The sequence below is a fragment of the Sphingomonas sp. 66-10 genome (assembly GCF_001897045.1).
GTDB lineage: Bacteria > Pseudomonadota > Alphaproteobacteria > Sphingomonadales > Sphingomonadaceae > Sphingomonas > Sphingomonas lycopersici.
In genome coordinates this window covers 9,651-24,735 of record NZ_MKRR01000164.1, presented here as the reverse complement: position 1 = coordinate 24,735, position 15,085 = coordinate 9,651, and the positions used below count along the sequence as shown (strand labels likewise).

Below are 15,085 nucleotides of genomic sequence, written 5' to 3'. Positions count from 1 at the left end.
GCCGATGTCGCGGTGACCACGCTGCTGACAGAAAAGGAGCTTGACGGCGAACGGGAAACCGCCGCGTGACCGATGCATTGCCGGTGATCGAGGCTATGCTTCCACCGCCGCGTCCGCGCGCAATCGCCGATACGGGCGCAACGCCGCCAGCAGCAGCACGGTCATCACCGGCGCCGCGACGCCGACCACGATCGCCAGTGCGTAGCGAATGTCCGCCGGGGCGACGAAGACCCGGTCGGTCATGAAACCGATCACCACCGGGCCGATCCCGATGCCGACGAGCGAGATGATCATGATGTAGAGCGCGGTCACCTGCGCCCGTGCGCGGTTGGGCAGGATCAGCTGCAACGCCGTGCCTGCGCAGGGGATCGGCACGTTGGCAAGGAACATCGCCGGCGCGATCAGCGCCAGCGCGAGCCGGCCGTCGGGCATCAGCGGTGCGGCGGCACCGAAGGCGCCGCACGCGAAGAAGCTGAATGCGGCGACGCGCAATTGCGCGTCCTGATGCCCGGCGCGGGTCATGCGATCCGAAAGCCAGCCGGCGAAATAGACCCCGCTCGTCCCGAAGACGATCATCACCAGACCGAAACCCTGGCCGATCTCGGCCGGCGTCCAGCCGTAGACGCGCGCGAACAGCGCGGGCGTCCAGACATTGTAGGCGAAATTGACCACCGTCACCATCGAGAAGCCGGCGAACATCAGCGTCAGCGCCAGCCCGCGCGCGCGGATCACCGCGACCACCTCGCGCAGTGACAGCGCCGCCGCCCCGCCCTGCCCGCGCCGTTCGGGCTCGCGCATCAGGAAGAACAAGGGCGCGAGCAACAGCCCGGGAAAGCCGACGATCAGGAACGCCGCCTGCCACGGCGCCAGCCCCAGCGGGAGGCCGCCGTGCGCGGCGAGCGCGTCGAGCGTGGACAGCAACTGGCCGCCGGCGATGAAGGCCAGCCCGATTCCGAACGGCGCGCTGAGGAAGAATATGCTGACCGCGCGCCCCAGCCGCTCCGGCGGCACCAGATCGCTGAGCAGGGAGAGGCCGGTCGGTGTGACGCTCGCCTCCCCCACCGCGACGCCGACCCGGGTGGCGAACAATTGGCCGAAACTGCGCGCAAGCCCCGACGCCATCGAGAACAGGCTGAACAGCACCAGCGATATCCCGAGCACCAGCCGCCGCTGATAGAGATCCGCCAGCCGCCCGATCGGCACGCTGCATAACGTGTAGAACAGGCCGAACGCCACACCCTGGAGCAAAGCGAAACGCGTGTCGTCGAGCGCGAATTCGGCCTTCACCGGCTCGACCGTCAGGTTGAGCACCACGCGATCGAATTGCGATGCGACCGATGCCAGCGCCAGCAGGCCGGTGATCGCCCATGCGCGCCGCCGGGCGGGCCACGGCGTCGCGGGATCTCCCGCCGACGCGCCGGGCACGGGAATATGGGCCATTGGCTGCTCTCTCTCCTCGTCTTTATTCTGTCGTCGCCGGTCAGGCGGGCGCGAGCGCCGCGCAAACCGCGGCAAGCTGCGCCGCCACCGGTGCCTCGCCGTCGACGAGCAAGGCGCGCTCGTCCTCCTCGGGCGGCTCGAGCGCGGCGATCTGGCTCTCGAGCAGCGCGCCGGGCATGAAATGGTCGCGCCGCGCGGCGAGCCGCGCCGCCAATATGCCGGGCGGGACCACCGGCAGCACGAACAGGATTTCGCCGACCCGCGCGCGCAGCGCATCGCGATAGCGGCGGCGAAGCGCCGAGCAGGAGGCGACAGCACCCCCCGGCGCCCCTGCCAGCGCATCGCCCACCGCGGCGAGGAACGGGGCGCGATCCGCATCGTCGAGCGCGATGCCCGCCGCCATCTTGGCGACATTGGCCGGCGGGTGGCAACGATCGCCCTCGATGAAGGTCCAGCCCAGCGCTTCCGCCAGCGCGGCCGCGAGGGTCGATTTGCCGCAGCCGGCCACCCCCATCACGACAATCGCGCGAACCATGTCAGCCCGCGCCGTCACGCGCCAGATCGAACAGCCGGACATATTCGGCGCTGTCCGCCGCGCCCATGCCGGCGGCGACGAGCATCCGGTGCAGATCGGCAATCAGCGAGGTGACGGGCATCGCCACCCGCGCGGCGAGCGCGGCGGCCTGCGCCGTTTCCAGATCCTTGAGCATATTGTCGATCCGGCCGGTCGGCGAAAAATCGCGCCGCGCCATCTTCGCCATGAATTCCTGCATAATGCGCGAATCCGCCCGCCCCCCGGCGAGCGCGGCGGGGATGCGGGTCGCGTCGACGCCATGCGCCTCGGCGAAGCGCACCGCCTCCGCCACCGACAGGAAGGTGCTGGCGCACAGCAATTGATTGATGAGCTTCACCGTTTGGCCGGCGCCCGGCCCGCCGAGATGGGTCGCATTGGCCGCGAGCCGATCGAGCAACGGCCGCGCGCGCGCCACATCGGCGTCGCTCCCCCCGAGCATCAGCGTGAGCCGCCCCTCGAGCGCGGCCGGCGCACCGCCCGACAGCGGCGCATCGACCCAGCCCATGCCGCAGGCGTCGCGCAACCGCGCCGCCATCGACGCGGTGCGCCCCGCATCGATGCTCGACATATCGACCAGCAGCGCGGCATCCGAACCGGCCGCCGCAACGCCGTCCGCGCCGAACACCGCTTGCTCGACGATCGCCGCGCTATTGAGGCTGGTGACGACGAACTCCGCGGCGCCGGCGGCGGCGCGCGGGCTTTCCACCGGCCGCCCCCCGCGATCGGCCAGCGCGGCGGCGCGGGCGGGATCGCGATCGCAGAGGAAAACCTCGGCGCCCGTTTCGATCAGGCGCGCGGCGATCGCCGATCCCATCACGCCCACGCCGATCACCGCCACCCGCATCCTATCCGTCCTTCACCGACGCGCGCTCGACGACGCGCAACCCGACATCGACGATCCGCGGCTCCCCGCTCCCGGCTTCGGCATTGCGCGACAACAGATCGAGCAGCATCCCCCCGGTGCGCTGGCCAAGCGCGCGGAAATCGACGTGAATGGTGGTGAGCGGCGGGTTGATCTCCCCGCCGATCTCGAAATCGCCAAAGCCCATGATCGACACGTCTTCGGGCACGCGCACGCCGAGCCGCTGGCATTCCATCACCGCGCCGACGGCGGAAAGATCGGATACCGCGAACACCGCCTGCGGCCGATCGTCGCGCGCCAGCAATTCGCGGATCGCGGCGGCGCCGTGGTGGAAGCTGACCGGCGCGCTACCGTGGCGCAGCACGAGATCGGTCGCGCGCCGCGACAGGCGCAATTCGTCCTCGAACCCACGCATGCGCTCCTCGCCGCGATGGTCCGCCACGTCGCCGTCGGGCGAGGCCGCGATCGCGCCGATCCGCTCGAACCCGCGATCGATCAGATAGCGCGCCGCGGTTCGCCCGACCTGATAATTGGAAAAGCCGATGGCATGTTCGATCGGCTGGCTCGGCAGGTCGGCGATCTCGACCACCGGGATATCGGCGGCGAGCAGCATCCGCGTCGCGGTACGGCGATGTACCGCGCCGGTCAGCACGATCGCCTCAGGCCGGCGCGCGAGCAGGTTGCGCAACTGGCGCTCCTCCTCCGCCATGTCATAATCGGTATAAGCGATCAGCAGATGATATTCCGCCTCGCGCAGCGCCTCGGTCAGCCCGTGTGCGACCGCCGCGAAATTGGCGTTGGTCAGCGTCGGCAGCATCAGCGCGATGAAGCCGGTGCGCCGGCTCGACAGGCTGCCCGCGGCGCGATCGGGAACATAGCCGAGATCGGCCACCGCCTTGAGCACGCGCTCGCGCGTCGCCGGCAGCACCATATCGGGGTCGCTCAACACGCGCGAAACCGTCATCCGCGACACCCCGGCGAGGCGCGAGACGTCGCGGATCGTCGGCCGCTGCGACGTGCGACGCGCCGGCTTCGTCTCGGCCGGGGGATTGATTTGCGCGGAACGGGGCATCGACGGCATGATCCTAACGGTTGCGATGCCCGTGGCATAACAGCGTCACGCCGCGCTCTCCATGCCATTCCCCGCGCTCACCAGATGGTAGAAGCGTCCCTCGAACATCTCGAGGATCTCCATCGTCACCGCCCGCGCCCGGGCGCGGATCGGCGAGGCGAGCGCCGCCTCCAGCGCGGCGAGCGAGGGGTAATCGACCTGCTGGAGCATGACGATCGGCGGCGCATCCTCATCGCGCGCCGCGATCCGCTGCCACCGGACGTTCGATGCATCGGGGAATTGCGCCCACAGCGGCGCCAGCCGGTAGCGTACCGCGGCGAAGAACGCCTCCTCGCACCCGGGCATGATCCGCCCTTCGAAGATCGCGCTGCGGGTAATCACAGCACGCGCTCGTTCACCGCGAGATGGAGTTTGACCACCTTCGACCGATCGCCCGCACGCTCGAAGGCGTCGACCGCCTCGCCGAGCGCATAGGTGCCCGAGAGGATCGGCGACACATCGATCCGCCCGGAAACGATCAGCTCGACCGCCAGCTGGAACTCGCCATTCGCGCGGAACGCGCCGACGAACTCGATCTCGCGCGCCTGCAACCGGTTGACCGGCACCGCGGCAGTGCCCGGCGGCAACATCCCGACCTGCACGATCCGCCCGCCGCGCCGGACCACATCGAACAGCGACAACAACGCGCTGGGGGCGCCGGACGCCTCGAACGCGACATCGAAATGCCCGGCCGCGCTTTCATAAGCGGCCAGCGCCTCGGGCGCGGTCGCGACGTTGATCGCACGCGACACGCCGATCCGCTCGCGCGCCACCGCCAGCGCCGCATCCTCGACATCGGTGCACACCACCTCGAGCGCGCCGGCCAGCAACGCACATCGCGCGACCAGCAGCCCGATCGGCCCCGATCCGGTCACCAGCACGCGCTTGCCGACCAGCGACCCGGCGCGCTCGACCGCATGAAGCCCGACCGACAGCGGCTCGGCGACCGAAAGCCGCAGCAGATCGGCATCGTCGGGCACCGGGATCACCTGATCGCGGCGCAACACCAGCTGCTCGGCGAACCCGCCCTGGACATGCGGGAAGCGCCCCGCGCTGCCGAGGAAGAACATATCGACGCACAGGTTCATCCGGCCGGCACGGCAATAGTCGCACACCAGGCACGGCCGGCTGGGATCGAGCGCCGCCTTCATCCCGGGCGCGATTCCGGTGACGTCGGCGCCGATCTCGGTCACCACGCCGGAAATCTCGTGCCCGAGCGTCATCGGCTCCCGCACGGCGAAATCGCCCACCGCGCCGCGGTGGTAATAATGCATGTCCGAGCCGCAGATCCCGCCATAGGCGATCGCGACGCGCACCTCGTCGGGCGCCAGCGCGCGCTCCGCAACCGGCTCGACCCTCAGATCCTTCTTCCCGTGACATACGGCCGCGAGCATCATCACCTCCAACGTCTTTATGGGACCGATATCATCATCGATAACCGGTCGCAATACAGCTGCAAGTAAAATAGTCTGGCGCTTAACCGGGGTTGCAATGTGACCGATCACTATATTATCGCAGCCCGACAGGGCAGGAGTTTTCAATGCGATTGTTCGATCTCACCGGCCGCCGGGCGCTCGTCACCGGCGCATCGCGCGGAATCGGCTTTGCGCTGGCGGGCGCGCTGGGCCGCGCCGGCGCGGAGCTCATCGTCAATGCACGCGACGCGGCGGCACTGGACGAGGCGGCGACGCAATTGCGCGCAACAGGCATCGCGGTTTCCGCCACCGCGTTCGACGTCACCGATCCCGCGGCGGTGACGGCGGCGGTCGACGCGATCGAGGCGGAAGGCAAGGCGATCGACATTCTGGTCAACAATGCCGGAATCCAGCGCCGCGCGCCGCTCGACACATTCGACGATGCGGACTGGCGCGCGCTGATGGCGACCAACCTCGACAGCGTCTATTATGTCGGCAAGGCGGTCGCGCGGCACATGATCGCGCGCGGACGCGGCAAGATCATCAATATCGGCAGCGTCCAGTGCGAACTCGCCCGCCCCGGGATCGCGCCCTATACCGCGAGCAAGGGCGCGGTGAAGAATCTGACCAAGGGCATGTGCGCCGATTGGGCGCGGCACGGGTTGCAGATCAACGCGATCGGCCCCGGCTATTTCGACACCCCGCTCAACAAGGCGCTGGTGGAGGATCCGGCATTCGATGCCTGGCTGCGCGGGCGCACCCCCGCCGGGCGCTGGGGCCGGCTGGAGGATTTGCACGGCGCAATCGTGTTCCTCGCCTCTGCCGCCTCGGATTTCGTCAACGGCCAGACGCTTTATGTCGATGGCGGCATCACCTCGGTGATTTAAGACCAGACATGACCTACAGCATCCTCCAGCTTTGCCCGCTCTCCGACGCGCTCGAAACCGCGCTGGCGGCACGCGGCAACGTCAAACAATGGTTCGCGATGAGCGACAGCGCGCGCGCGGCGTGGCTCGCCGCCCATGCGAACGAGGTCTCGGCGGTGGTGACCGGCGGGCATATCGGCTGCGACAATGCGCTGATCGCCGCCCTTCCCGCGCTGAAGCTCATCGCGATCAACGGCGTCGGCTATGACAAGGTCGATCTTGCGACCGCGTCGGCGCGCGGGGTCGCGGTGACCAACACCCCCGACGTGCTGACCGACGATGTCGCCGATCTTGCGGTCGGGCTGGTCATCGCGCTGCTGCGCCAATTGCCGCGCGCCGACCGGTTCGTCCGCGACGGCCAGTGGCGCGACGGCGGCTTTCCGCTCGCACGCAAGGTTTCGGGGCGGCGCTTCGGCATCGTCGGGTTGGGGCGGATCGGCGCGGCGATCGCAACACGGCTCGCCGCCTTCGGCCCGATCGCTTATACCGGCACGCAGGAGAAGCCGGTGCCGTACGATTTCGCCCCCGATCCGGTTGCGCTGGCCGCGCGCAGCGACGTGCTGATCGTCGCCTGCGCCGCGACCCCCGAGACGCGCGGGATGATCGACGCGGGCGTGCTCGATGCTCTCGGCGCGGACGGCTATCTGGTCAATGTGTCGCGCGGATCGGTGGTCGACGAAACCGCGCTGATCGCGGCGCTCGACACCGGCCGCATCGCCGGCGCGGCGCTCGATGTCTTCGCCGACGAGCCGCGGGTGCCCGCCGCGCTGATCGCCAGCGCGCCGACCGTGCTGACCCCGCATATCGCGAGCGCGACGGTGGAGACGCGCCGAGCGATGGCCGATCTGGTGCTCGCCAATCTCGACGCCTTCCTTGCCGGCGCGCCGCTGGTGACGCCGGTGACGGCATGAGCGCGCGGATCGCGATCGTCACCGGCGCGGGCAGCGGGATCGGCCGCGCCGCCGCGATCGCGCTCGCCGCGCGCGGCTACCGGCTGGCGCTCGCCGGGCGGCGCGGGGAGACGCTGGAGGAAAGCCGCTCCCTGCTCGATCGCCCCGACGCGCATCTCGTCATCCCGACCGACGTTACCGATGCGGCCGCGGTCGCGGCGCTGTTCGCACAGACGGCGGCGCATTTCGGCCGGCTCGACCTGCTGTTCAACAACGCCGGGACCAACATCCCCGAAACCCCGACCGACATGTTGGCCGAGGCGGATTGGCGGCGCGTGATCGACACCAATCTGACCGGCGCGTTTCTGTGCCTGCAGGCGGCGTTCCGCACGATGAAGGCGCAACGGCCGCAGGGCGGGCGGATCATCAACAACGGCTCGATCTCGGCGCACAGCCCGCGCCCGGATTCGATCGCTTATACCGCGAGCAAGCACGCGATCACCGGCCTCACCCGTTCGACCTCGCTCGACGGCCGCGCGTTCGGCATCGCCTGCGGGCAGATCGACATCGGCAACGCCGCCAGCGCGATGGGATCGCGGATGGAACGTGGCGTGCGCCAAGCCAATGGCACGATCGCCTCCGAACCGGTGATCGATGCCGCCCACGCCGGTGAAGCGATCGCCTATATGGACAGCCTGCCGATCGAGGCGAACGTGCAGTTCATGACGCTGATGGCGACCAACATGCCCTTTGTCGGGCGCGGGTGAACCGGCGCAGATTCAGTCGAACAACAGCACCGGCTTGATCGCCGCCCCGGTTTCCGAATCGTGGAATGCCGCATTGATCTCGGCGAAGGGGTAGAAACGGATCAGCCGGTCGAACGGGAAACACCCGGCGCGATGGAGCGCGATCAGTTCGGGGATGAAAGTCTTGGGATCGGCATCCCCCTCGACCACGCCGCGGATCACCCTGCCGCCGCTCATCACATGGCTGACATCGGCGGAGAACATCGTGCCGGGCGCCGCCGCGCCGACGATTGCGCATTCGCCCCGCACGCCCAGCACCGCGACCGCCTGTTCGATCACCCGCGGATTGCCGGTGCAGTCGATCGCATGATCGACGCCGCCCGGCAGCGCCGCCAGCACCGCGGCGACAGGATCATCCGCGCCCGCCTGGATCGTCATCCCCGCGCCCAGATCGCGCGCCAGCGCGAGGCGATCGGCGTTGAGATCGACCGCGACGATCGTCGCCGCGCCGACCACCGCCGCCGCCATCACCGCCGCAAGCCCGACCGAGCCGGCACCGAACACCACCACGCTCTGCCCCCGCTGCACCTTCTGCGCCTTCATCACCGCGCCGGCCCCGGTCAGGATGCCGCAGCCAAGCGGCGCGGCGATGCGCAGGTCGACATCGCGCGGCACCACCACGGCATTGCGTTCGCGGCACAAAGCATGCGTGGCGAAGGACGATTGGCCGAAGATATTGCCGAACACGGGCGCGCCGCCGGCGTCGACGAGCGTCGTTGAACCGTCCGGCCGCGTACCGAAGAAATTGCGCGGAAAGAATTCGTGGCAATAGCTTTGCGCATCCGCGCGGCAGCTTGGGCAGGTGCCGCAGCTGTTGAAGCTCATCACGACATGATCACCCGGCGCGACATCGCGCACATCGCCGCCGACCGCCTCGACGATCCCGGCACCTTCATGCCCCAATACCACCGGCTGCGGCACCGGCACGCCCTGTCGCCACATCGTCGCATCGGTGTGACACACCCCCGTCGCGACGAGCCGTACGAGGATCTCGTCCACGCGCGGCGAATCGAGGCGCAGCCGCCGGAGCGCCATCGGCGCGTCCGCATGCTCTACCACTGCGGCCAATATCTCGGTCATCTGCCCTCCTAAGTTATTTGGGACCGGTATCATCAGAATCGCCGATTCCCAACTCGCGATCTGCAACAGCAAGCACGACGATGCAAATTCTAAGCTTTCCTCAGGCGATTTTCGAGGCGGCCGGTGCATCTCGGCGCTTGCATTAGTATCCCAGCGTGATAATGGGACCGATATCACGTGCCCATCCAGAGAGCGCTGCAGGGCGCCCGAGCCAAGGGGAGGAAACATGCTGTCGAGGATCATTTCCAACCGCCGCATTCGCGCGGCGCTGTGTGGCGGCAGCGCAATCGGCGCATTGATCTGCACGGCAGCGGCAACGGCACAGACCGCGCCGCAGGAAGCGGCGGCGCCCGATGCCGCGGGCGCGCAGCAAGAGGTGGTCGTCACCGGCTCGCGCATCGTACGCTCGGGCTTCTCCGCGCCCACCCCGGTCACCGTGGTCGGCGAGGAACGGCTGGAACAGCGCGCGATCACCAATGTCGGCGACGCGCTCAACGAGCTGCCGTCGTTCCGCGCGCTGCAGACCCCGGCGACACAACAAGCGGTGGGCGGCAATATCGGCGCGCGCGTGCTCGATCTACGCGGGCTGGGCGCGACGCGCACGCTGGTGTTGCTCGACGGCAAGCGCTTCGTTCCCTCGACCACCCAGGGCACGATCGACGTCAACCTCATCCCCAGTTCGCTGATTGAGCGGACCGAGGTGGTCACCGGCGGCGCTTCCGCGGCTTATGGTTCGGACGCGGTGGCCGGTGTCGTCAACTTTATCCTCGACAAGAAGCTCACCGGTTTCAAGGGATCGGTCCAGGCCGGGATTTCGCGGCGCGGCGACGGCGCGGAGCAGAATGTCCAGCTCGCCTATGGCAACCACTTCGCCGGCGAACGCGGACATTTCATCATCGCCGGAGAATATAATAACACGAAGGGGTTGGGCGATTGCTACACGCGCAGCTGGTGCCCGCGCGAGCAGCTGATCGGCAATACCCCGGCCGGCTATGCCGGACTGCCGGCGAGCATCCGCGGCGGCCCCGCGGGTACCGGGACGCTGTCTTCGGGCGGGCTGATCGTCGCCAATTCGGGGCCGCTGCGCGGGCTGGCCTTCAACCCGAACGGCACCACCTCGGCCTATGATTTCGGCACGATCTACGGCACCAATCCCTCCCCGCTGTTCACGCTGGGAGGCACCGAATCCGCGCGCAACGGTTTCCTCGACGGAATCCTGCTCAGCCCGCCGGTGGAGCGGTTCGTCGGCTATGCCCATGCCGATTACCAGCTGTCCGACACGGTGAAGGCCAATCTCGATCTGTCCTACGGCCAGGTGAAGGGGATGGTGATCGGATCGGTCGCGCGATCGACCGTGACGATCCAGCGCAGCAACGCCTATCTGCCGGCGGGGGTCGCCGCGATCATGGACCAGAACGGGATCGGCTCGTTCACGCTGGGCCGCGCGTTCATGGACCTCGGCGGCGCGGTCGACCGGTCCGACAACAAGACCTATCGCGCGGTCTTCTCGCTCGAAGGGCGGATCAGCGACAAATGGCGCTGGGATGCCTATTACCAATATGGCCGCAACGAATTCCGCCAGGATTACACCGGCAACGTGATCGCCTCACGCGTCGCGAACGCGGCCGATGCGGTCAACGTCAACGGCCAGATCGTGTGCCGGATCAATGCCGGCGCGGTCGCCGCCGATCCGTCCTGCGTACCGCTCAACATCTTCGGCGCGGGCAATATCTCGCCGGCCGCGGCGGCCTATATCGCGCCGTCGGGCTTCCAGACGACCAATCTTACCGAGCATGTCGTGGCGGCGAACGTCAACGGCGCGCTGTTCGCGCTGCCCGGGGGTGATTTCTCGATCGCCGCGGGCGGCGAATATCGCAACGACAGCGCGACCGGCGCGGCGGACGCGCTGTCCACCGCCAATGCCTTCTGGTCGTTCAACGGCAAGGCGGTGGTCGGCCGCATCGAGGTTGCCGAAGGCTATGTCGAGGCCGAAGCGCCGATCCTGCGCGATCTGCCCTTTGCCAAGACGCTCGAACTGAACGGCGCGGTCCGGCGCACGCATTACAACCGCACGGCGCCCGGATCCTCCTCCACCTCGGTCGATGCGACGACATGGAAGATCGGCGGCGTATGGGCACCGAACGACACGATCCGTTTCCGCGCGACGCGCTCGCGCGATATCCGCGCGCCCAACCTCACCGAACTGTTCGGGCCGGTAACGCTGGGCCGCACCACGATCGTCGACCCGGCCAACAACGGCGCGCAGATCCAGGTCAACGCCTATTCCGGCGCCAACGGCCAGCTTGCGCCCGAGAAAGCCGATACCTGGACGGCGGGCGCGGTGCTCAGCCCCGGGTTCATTCCCGGGCTGCGGCTGTCGGTGGATTATTATGACATCAAGCTGAAGGGCGCGATCTCCACGCTCGGCGCGCAGGTGCTGGTCGATCGCTGCGCCGCCGGGCAGGCCGCGCTGTGCCAATATGTCCAGCGCGACGCCGCCGGCACGCTGACGAGCGTCAGCGACGTGCTCCAGAACGTCAGCGAGATCGACAATCGCGGCATCGATATCGAGGCGAGCTACCGCACCGGGCTCGGCGCGCTCGGCAACCTCGATCTCCGGCTGCTCGCGACGCATTATCTCAAGCTGTCAATCGGCGGCGTCGATCGCACCGGCCAGACCGGCTACCGGCCCGGGACGACGACCGGCGTCCCCGACTGGATCATCGACGGCACCGCGGTGTGGTCGATCGGCGCGCTCGCGCTCAACCTGCACGGAAAATATATCCCGCAGGGCATTTTCGACACCACCTTGGTCGGCCCGCAGGATGCGGGCTATTCCCCGGCGCTCGCGAACAGCATCAACAACAATCGCGTGAACGGGCGTTTCTACCTCGATCTCGGCGCGACGATCAAAATCAACGACCGGTTCGAGATGTTCGGCGTGATCAACAATCTGCTCGACAAGGATCCGCCGCTCGCGGCCAGCGCGCAGGGCGCCACCAACCAGGTCTATTTCGATCCGATCGGCCGCTATTTCAAATTCGGCGCGCGCGTCCGGCTGTAACCCCCAAAAGCATCAGGAAACGGAAAATCCCAATGGCGAAGAAGACGCTTCAACACCTTCTGCAGACGAGCGACAAATGCATCGTCGCGCCGTGCGTCTATGATTGCGCCTCGGCGCGCGCAGTGGAAATGGTCGGCTTCGAAGCGATGATGCTGTCGGGCGGCGAGGTGTCGATCGCGATGAACGGCGTGATCGATTATGGCTTCAGCAATCTCACTGATGTCGAATGGATCACCAGCCGGATCGCGCAGACATCGGCGATTCCGCTCGCCGCCGATATCGAGGACGGTTTCGGCGGCCCGCTCGCGGTGTATCGCAGCGCGCGGCGCATGGCGATGGCCGGCGCCACCGCATTGCAGCTCGAAGACGCCAGCGACATGGAGGAATCGACCGGCCTTCTGTCGCGCGAAAAATACCTCGAGAAGGTAAAGGCCGCGCTCGCCGCGCTGGAGGGCACCAATTGCTTCCTCATCGCGCGCACCAATGCCGATCCGGAAACCCAGATGGACGAAGGCTGCGAACGGATGCGGCTGGCGCATGAGCTGGGCGCCGCGATGACCACGGTGGTCAAGATCGGGACGCTCGATCATGCCAAATATGTCGCCGAGCGCGTACCGGGGTGGAAGATGTTCCCCGACGTCCGCGATATCGACGGCAAACCGGCTGTGACCGTCGACCAGATCTATCCGCTCGGCTTCAACTTCATGACGATGCACTATACGCTGAAGGCGGCGATGGACGGCATGCTGGAGCACGGCAAGCACAATTTCGCGCAACAGGGTTGCCACTACACCTGCCAGAAAGTCGATGCGACCGGCGTGATGGGGATGAGCGCCACCCCCTTGTTCGACCCGCAAAGCTATATGGAGCTGGAAGGCCGGTTCAGCGGGCAGGACAAGACCTATACGATCGTCGGCAACCAGGTCGAGGATTTCCCGGCGGGTTTCGTGCGATCCTCGATCGACGACCGGCTTTGACATGACAGCGGTGGGGGCGTGCCGCGCCCCCACCGGCTTCGGCCGGATTCAGGCCAGGCCGGCGTGCTGCGGGCTTCGGCTGCCCGCAGCGCCGGATCAGGCCTTCTTGCAGTGCGACATGAAGCTCTTGCGCGGTTTGCCGTGCAGCCCCTTGGCATCGGCCTGCTTGGAACAGTCGAGCGACTTCGCGGTTCGGGCGACCGGCGCCTTGCTGGGCTTGGCAGCGGGCGCCTTGCTGGCCTTGGCCGCATCGGCTTTCGGGGCAGGCGCGGTCGCGGCGGTCTGAGCGAAGGCCGAACTCGTCATCAGGGCGATGGCGGCGGCGGCGGCGGCAATCTTGACCTGCATAGCAAACTCTCCAGCGACGTCCTCTTCGGGGACGAGCAGGATTTACGCCGTCGCTCCAGCGGCTGTCACGTTACAACGACGAAATGTTCCCCGGCTTCGCGCTATCGGGGCGCGATATCGGCATCATGCTCGCCAAGCATCGGCGCGGCGAACGGGTCCGGCCCCGGCGTGCGGGAGAATTTGATCGGGCGGGTGACGCCGCGATAGTGACCGATCTTCGGATGCGCGATCGAGGCGACCATATTCTCGGCCTGCACCTGCGGGTCTTCGAACATATCCTCGATGTGGCGCACCGCCGAGCACGGGACCGCGTCGCCGAACAATCGCTCCCACTCGATCGCCGAGCGCGCGCGCAGTGCCGCGCGCAGCGCCGGCACCAGTTCGGCCGCGTGGTCGGCGCGATTGCGCACGCTGGCGTAACGCGGGTTGTCGGCGAGATCGTGGAGCCCGGTCAGCGCGCACAGCGCTTTCCAGAAATGCGGCGTGTTCGCCGACAGATAGAGATAGCCGTCGCCGGTCGGGTGGAGCCCGGTGATCCCCCCCGAGCGCATGTCGCGCGAGATATCGTGCGCCTCGCCCTCGGCCTGGATCATCCGCGCCGATTGCATCGTGAGCGCGCTGCGCAGCAGCGACACGCCGACATATTGCCCCGCGCCGCTACGCTCGCGCTCGAACAGTGCCGAGGACACCCCCGCCGCGACCAGCGCCGCGGCATAATAATCGACCGGCGAGCCATAAGTGAGCTCGGGGACCGGCGGCTTGCCCTGGAGCACGCACATCCCGGTCATCGCCTGGAGGACCTGATCATATCCCGCCTTGCCGCGCAGCGGGCCTTCCTCGCCATAGCCGGTGACCACGCAATAGATCAGCCGCGGGTTGGCCGCCTCCAGCCGCGGGTGATCGATCCCCAGCCGCTCGGCGACGCCGGGGCGGAAATTATGGACCAGCACATCCGCCTCGGCCGCCAATGCATGGAGCCGCGCGCGATCGGCATCCTGCTTCAAATCGAGCACGATCCCGCGCTTGCTGCGATTGACCCCGAGGAAGGCGCGGTTCTCGCCTTCCAATGTGGAAGGATAAGCGCGCAGATTGTCCCCCGCCGGGGGCTCGACCTTGATCACGTCCGCCCCCTGATCGGCGAGCAGGGTGCAGCCATAAGGACCGGCGATATAGGCGCTGAGATCGAGCACCCGCACCCCCGAGAGCGGCCCGCGCGGTCCCTCGCGCGACGGATTGTCGAACGCCGATCCCGGCGCCGGCTGCATTGGGTCGGACGGCGGTGACACGGGGGGCGAAGCACTCATCGACATCAGTTTCCAGCTTGGATTGGGGGGACGGGCGGAGCCAGCCCGAGCCAGGTCACGCGCCAGATACCGTCGCGGCGGTCCCCCAGGCGAAAATAGGGCTCGAAGACGATCGGCGGCCGATCGGCGGGGTGCAATTGGATGGCCTCACCGTCGACGACCGCGACGGGCGCATCGGCTACCCGCACGGTCTCAGCCAGCCGATATCCGTCGATCGGCCCGGTGGCATAGACCAAAGGCCCCCGCGTCAGCGCGATATAATCGCGGCGGAGCACTTCCTGCGCGACC

Annotated in this window: 15 protein-coding genes; 5 read left to right on the top strand and 10 right to left on the bottom strand. The window is 67.9% G+C overall.

The genetic code is table 11. The features are described from left to right. Nucleotides 1–93 precede the first annotated feature (93 nt). From BGN95_RS25800 to BGN95_RS25775, 6 genes are read right to left on the bottom strand one after another with little or no spacing between them, the layout of a single operon-like run. Nucleotides 94–1,440: an MFS transporter gene (locus BGN95_RS25800; RefSeq protein ID WP_286774481.1), complete on the bottom strand. Its 1,347-nt coding sequence runs from the start codon at nt 1,438–1,440 to the stop codon at nt 94–96. Between the two features lie 40 nt (nt 1,441–1,480). Continuing rightward, nucleotides 1,481–1,975 (bottom strand): gluconokinase, encoded by a 495-nt coding sequence (locus tag BGN95_RS25795; protein ID WP_286774480.1) that lies wholly within the window; start codon nt 1,973–1,975, stop codon nt 1,481–1,483. Nucleotide 1,976: 1 nt separating this feature from the next. Beyond that, nucleotides 1,977–2,858: an NAD(P)-dependent oxidoreductase gene (locus tag BGN95_RS25790; protein ID WP_286774479.1), complete on the bottom strand. Its 882-nt coding sequence runs from the start codon at nt 2,856–2,858 to the stop codon at nt 1,977–1,979. Nucleotide 2,859: 1 nt separating this feature from the next. Next, nucleotides 2,860–3,948 carry a LacI family DNA-binding transcriptional regulator gene (locus tag BGN95_RS25785; protein WP_265313767.1) on the bottom strand — a complete coding sequence of 363 codons (1,089 nt, stop codon included), beginning with the start codon at nt 3,946–3,948 and terminating at the stop codon, nt 2,860–2,862. A gap of 45 nt (nt 3,949–3,993) precedes the next feature. After that, nucleotides 3,994–4,329 carry a hypothetical protein gene (locus BGN95_RS25780; RefSeq protein ID WP_286774478.1) on the bottom strand — a complete coding sequence of 112 codons (336 nt, stop codon included), beginning with the start codon at nt 4,327–4,329 and terminating at the stop codon, nt 3,994–3,996. After that, entirely contained in the window at nt 4,326–5,384 is a 1,059-nt protein-coding gene (locus BGN95_RS25775; RefSeq protein ID WP_265313823.1) for an L-idonate 5-dehydrogenase, read from the bottom strand. The genes BGN95_RS25780 and BGN95_RS25775 overlap by 4 nt, the downstream gene beginning before the upstream one ends. 143 nt (nt 5,385–5,527) lie before the next feature. Here BGN95_RS25775 and BGN95_RS25770 point away from each other — a divergent pair, with 143 nt between their 5' ends. Genes BGN95_RS25770 through BGN95_RS25760 form a run of 3 tightly spaced genes read left to right on the top strand, consistent with a single transcriptional unit; the run spans nt 5,528 to nt 7,985 of the window. After that, entirely contained in the window at nt 5,528–6,289 is a 762-nt protein-coding gene (locus tag BGN95_RS25770; RefSeq protein WP_286774477.1) for an SDR family oxidoreductase, read from the top strand. A gap of 8 nt (nt 6,290–6,297) precedes the next feature. Next, nucleotides 6,298–7,239, top strand: coding sequence for a 2-hydroxyacid dehydrogenase (locus BGN95_RS25765; RefSeq protein WP_265313770.1), 942 nt, complete (start codon nt 6,298–6,300; stop codon nt 7,237–7,239). After that, nucleotides 7,236–7,985 carry an SDR family oxidoreductase gene (locus BGN95_RS25760; RefSeq protein ID WP_286774476.1) on the top strand — a complete coding sequence of 250 codons (750 nt, stop codon included), beginning with the start codon at nt 7,236–7,238 and terminating at the stop codon, nt 7,983–7,985. The genes BGN95_RS25765 and BGN95_RS25760 overlap by 4 nt, the downstream gene beginning before the upstream one ends. Before the next feature lie 12 nt (nt 7,986–7,997). On the opposite strand, the gene BGN95_RS25755 is transcribed toward BGN95_RS25760, so the two are convergent. Beyond that, on the bottom strand, nt 7,998–9,104 hold the full coding sequence (locus tag BGN95_RS25755; protein WP_286774475.1) for an NAD(P)-dependent alcohol dehydrogenase: 1,107 nt from the start codon (nt 9,102–9,104) through the stop codon (nt 7,998–8,000). A 226-nt stretch (nt 9,105–9,330) separates the two neighbouring features. On the opposite strand from BGN95_RS25755, the gene BGN95_RS25750 reads away from it, so the two are divergent. Both BGN95_RS25750 and BGN95_RS25745 read left to right on the top strand, forming a co-directional pair. After that, the gene (locus BGN95_RS25750) at nt 9,331–12,168 is read left to right on the top strand and encodes a TonB-dependent receptor (RefSeq protein WP_286774474.1); all 2,838 of its coding nucleotides are present in this window, start codon (nt 9,331–9,333) and stop codon (nt 12,166–12,168) included. 32 nt (nt 12,169–12,200) lie between these two features. Then, on the top strand, nt 12,201–13,145 hold the full coding sequence (locus BGN95_RS25745) for an isocitrate lyase/PEP mutase family protein (protein WP_179513905.1): 945 nt from the start codon (nt 12,201–12,203) through the stop codon (nt 13,143–13,145). Between the two features lie 96 nt (nt 13,146–13,241). On the opposite strand, the gene BGN95_RS25740 is transcribed toward BGN95_RS25745, so the two are convergent. The 3 genes from BGN95_RS25740 to BGN95_RS25730 all read right to left on the bottom strand — a co-directional run. Then, complete coding sequence (locus BGN95_RS25740) at nt 13,242–13,493, bottom strand: PsiF family protein (protein WP_286774473.1); 252 nt, start codon at nt 13,491–13,493, stop codon at nt 13,242–13,244. A gap of 101 nt (nt 13,494–13,594) precedes the next feature. Continuing rightward, entirely contained in the window at nt 13,595–14,758 is a 1,164-nt protein-coding gene (locus BGN95_RS25735; RefSeq protein ID WP_286774472.1) for a CaiB/BaiF CoA transferase family protein, read from the bottom strand. A gap of 44 nt (nt 14,759–14,802) precedes the next feature. Next, nucleotides 14,803–15,085 (bottom strand): hypothetical protein (locus tag BGN95_RS25730; RefSeq protein ID WP_286774471.1); only part of this gene is annotated, 283 nt, incomplete at its 5' end.

Excerpts from the sequence above, each read along its gene's own strand:
- BGN95_RS25800 (WP_286774481.1), bottom strand. The coding sequence starts at position 1,440 with ATGGCCCATATTCCCGTGCCCGGCGCGTCGGCGGGAGATCCCGCGACG.
- BGN95_RS25795 (WP_286774480.1), bottom strand. The coding sequence starts at position 1,975 with ATGGTTCGCGCGATTGTCGTGATGGGGGTGGCCGGCTGCGGCAAATCG.
- BGN95_RS25790 (WP_286774479.1), bottom strand. The coding sequence starts at position 2,858 with ATGCGGGTGGCGGTGATCGGCGTGGGCGTGATGGGATCGGCGATCGCC.
- BGN95_RS25785 (WP_265313767.1), bottom strand. The coding sequence starts at position 3,948 with ATGCCCCGTTCCGCGCAAATCAATCCCCCGGCCGAGACGAAGCCGGCG.
- BGN95_RS25775 (WP_265313823.1), bottom strand. The coding sequence starts at position 5,384 with ATGATGCTCGCGGCCGTATGTCACGGGAAGAAGGATCTGAGGGTCGAG.
- BGN95_RS25770 (WP_286774477.1), top strand. The coding sequence starts at position 5,528 with ATGCGATTGTTCGATCTCACCGGCCGCCGGGCGCTCGTCACCGGCGCA.
- BGN95_RS25765 (WP_265313770.1), top strand. The coding sequence starts at position 6,298 with ATGACCTACAGCATCCTCCAGCTTTGCCCGCTCTCCGACGCGCTCGAA.
- BGN95_RS25760 (WP_286774476.1), top strand. The coding sequence starts at position 7,236 with ATGAGCGCGCGGATCGCGATCGTCACCGGCGCGGGCAGCGGGATCGGC.
- BGN95_RS25755 (WP_286774475.1), bottom strand. The coding sequence starts at position 9,104 with ATGACCGAGATATTGGCCGCAGTGGTAGAGCATGCGGACGCGCCGATG.
- BGN95_RS25750 (WP_286774474.1), top strand. The coding sequence starts at position 9,331 with ATGCTGTCGAGGATCATTTCCAACCGCCGCATTCGCGCGGCGCTGTGT.
- BGN95_RS25745 (WP_179513905.1), top strand. The coding sequence starts at position 12,201 with ATGGCGAAGAAGACGCTTCAACACCTTCTGCAGACGAGCGACAAATGC.
- BGN95_RS25740 (WP_286774473.1), bottom strand. The coding sequence starts at position 13,493 with ATGCAGGTCAAGATTGCCGCCGCCGCCGCCGCCATCGCCCTGATGACG.
- BGN95_RS25735 (WP_286774472.1), bottom strand. The coding sequence starts at position 14,758 with ATGCAGCCGGCGCCGGGATCGGCGTTCGACAATCCGTCGCGCGAGGGA.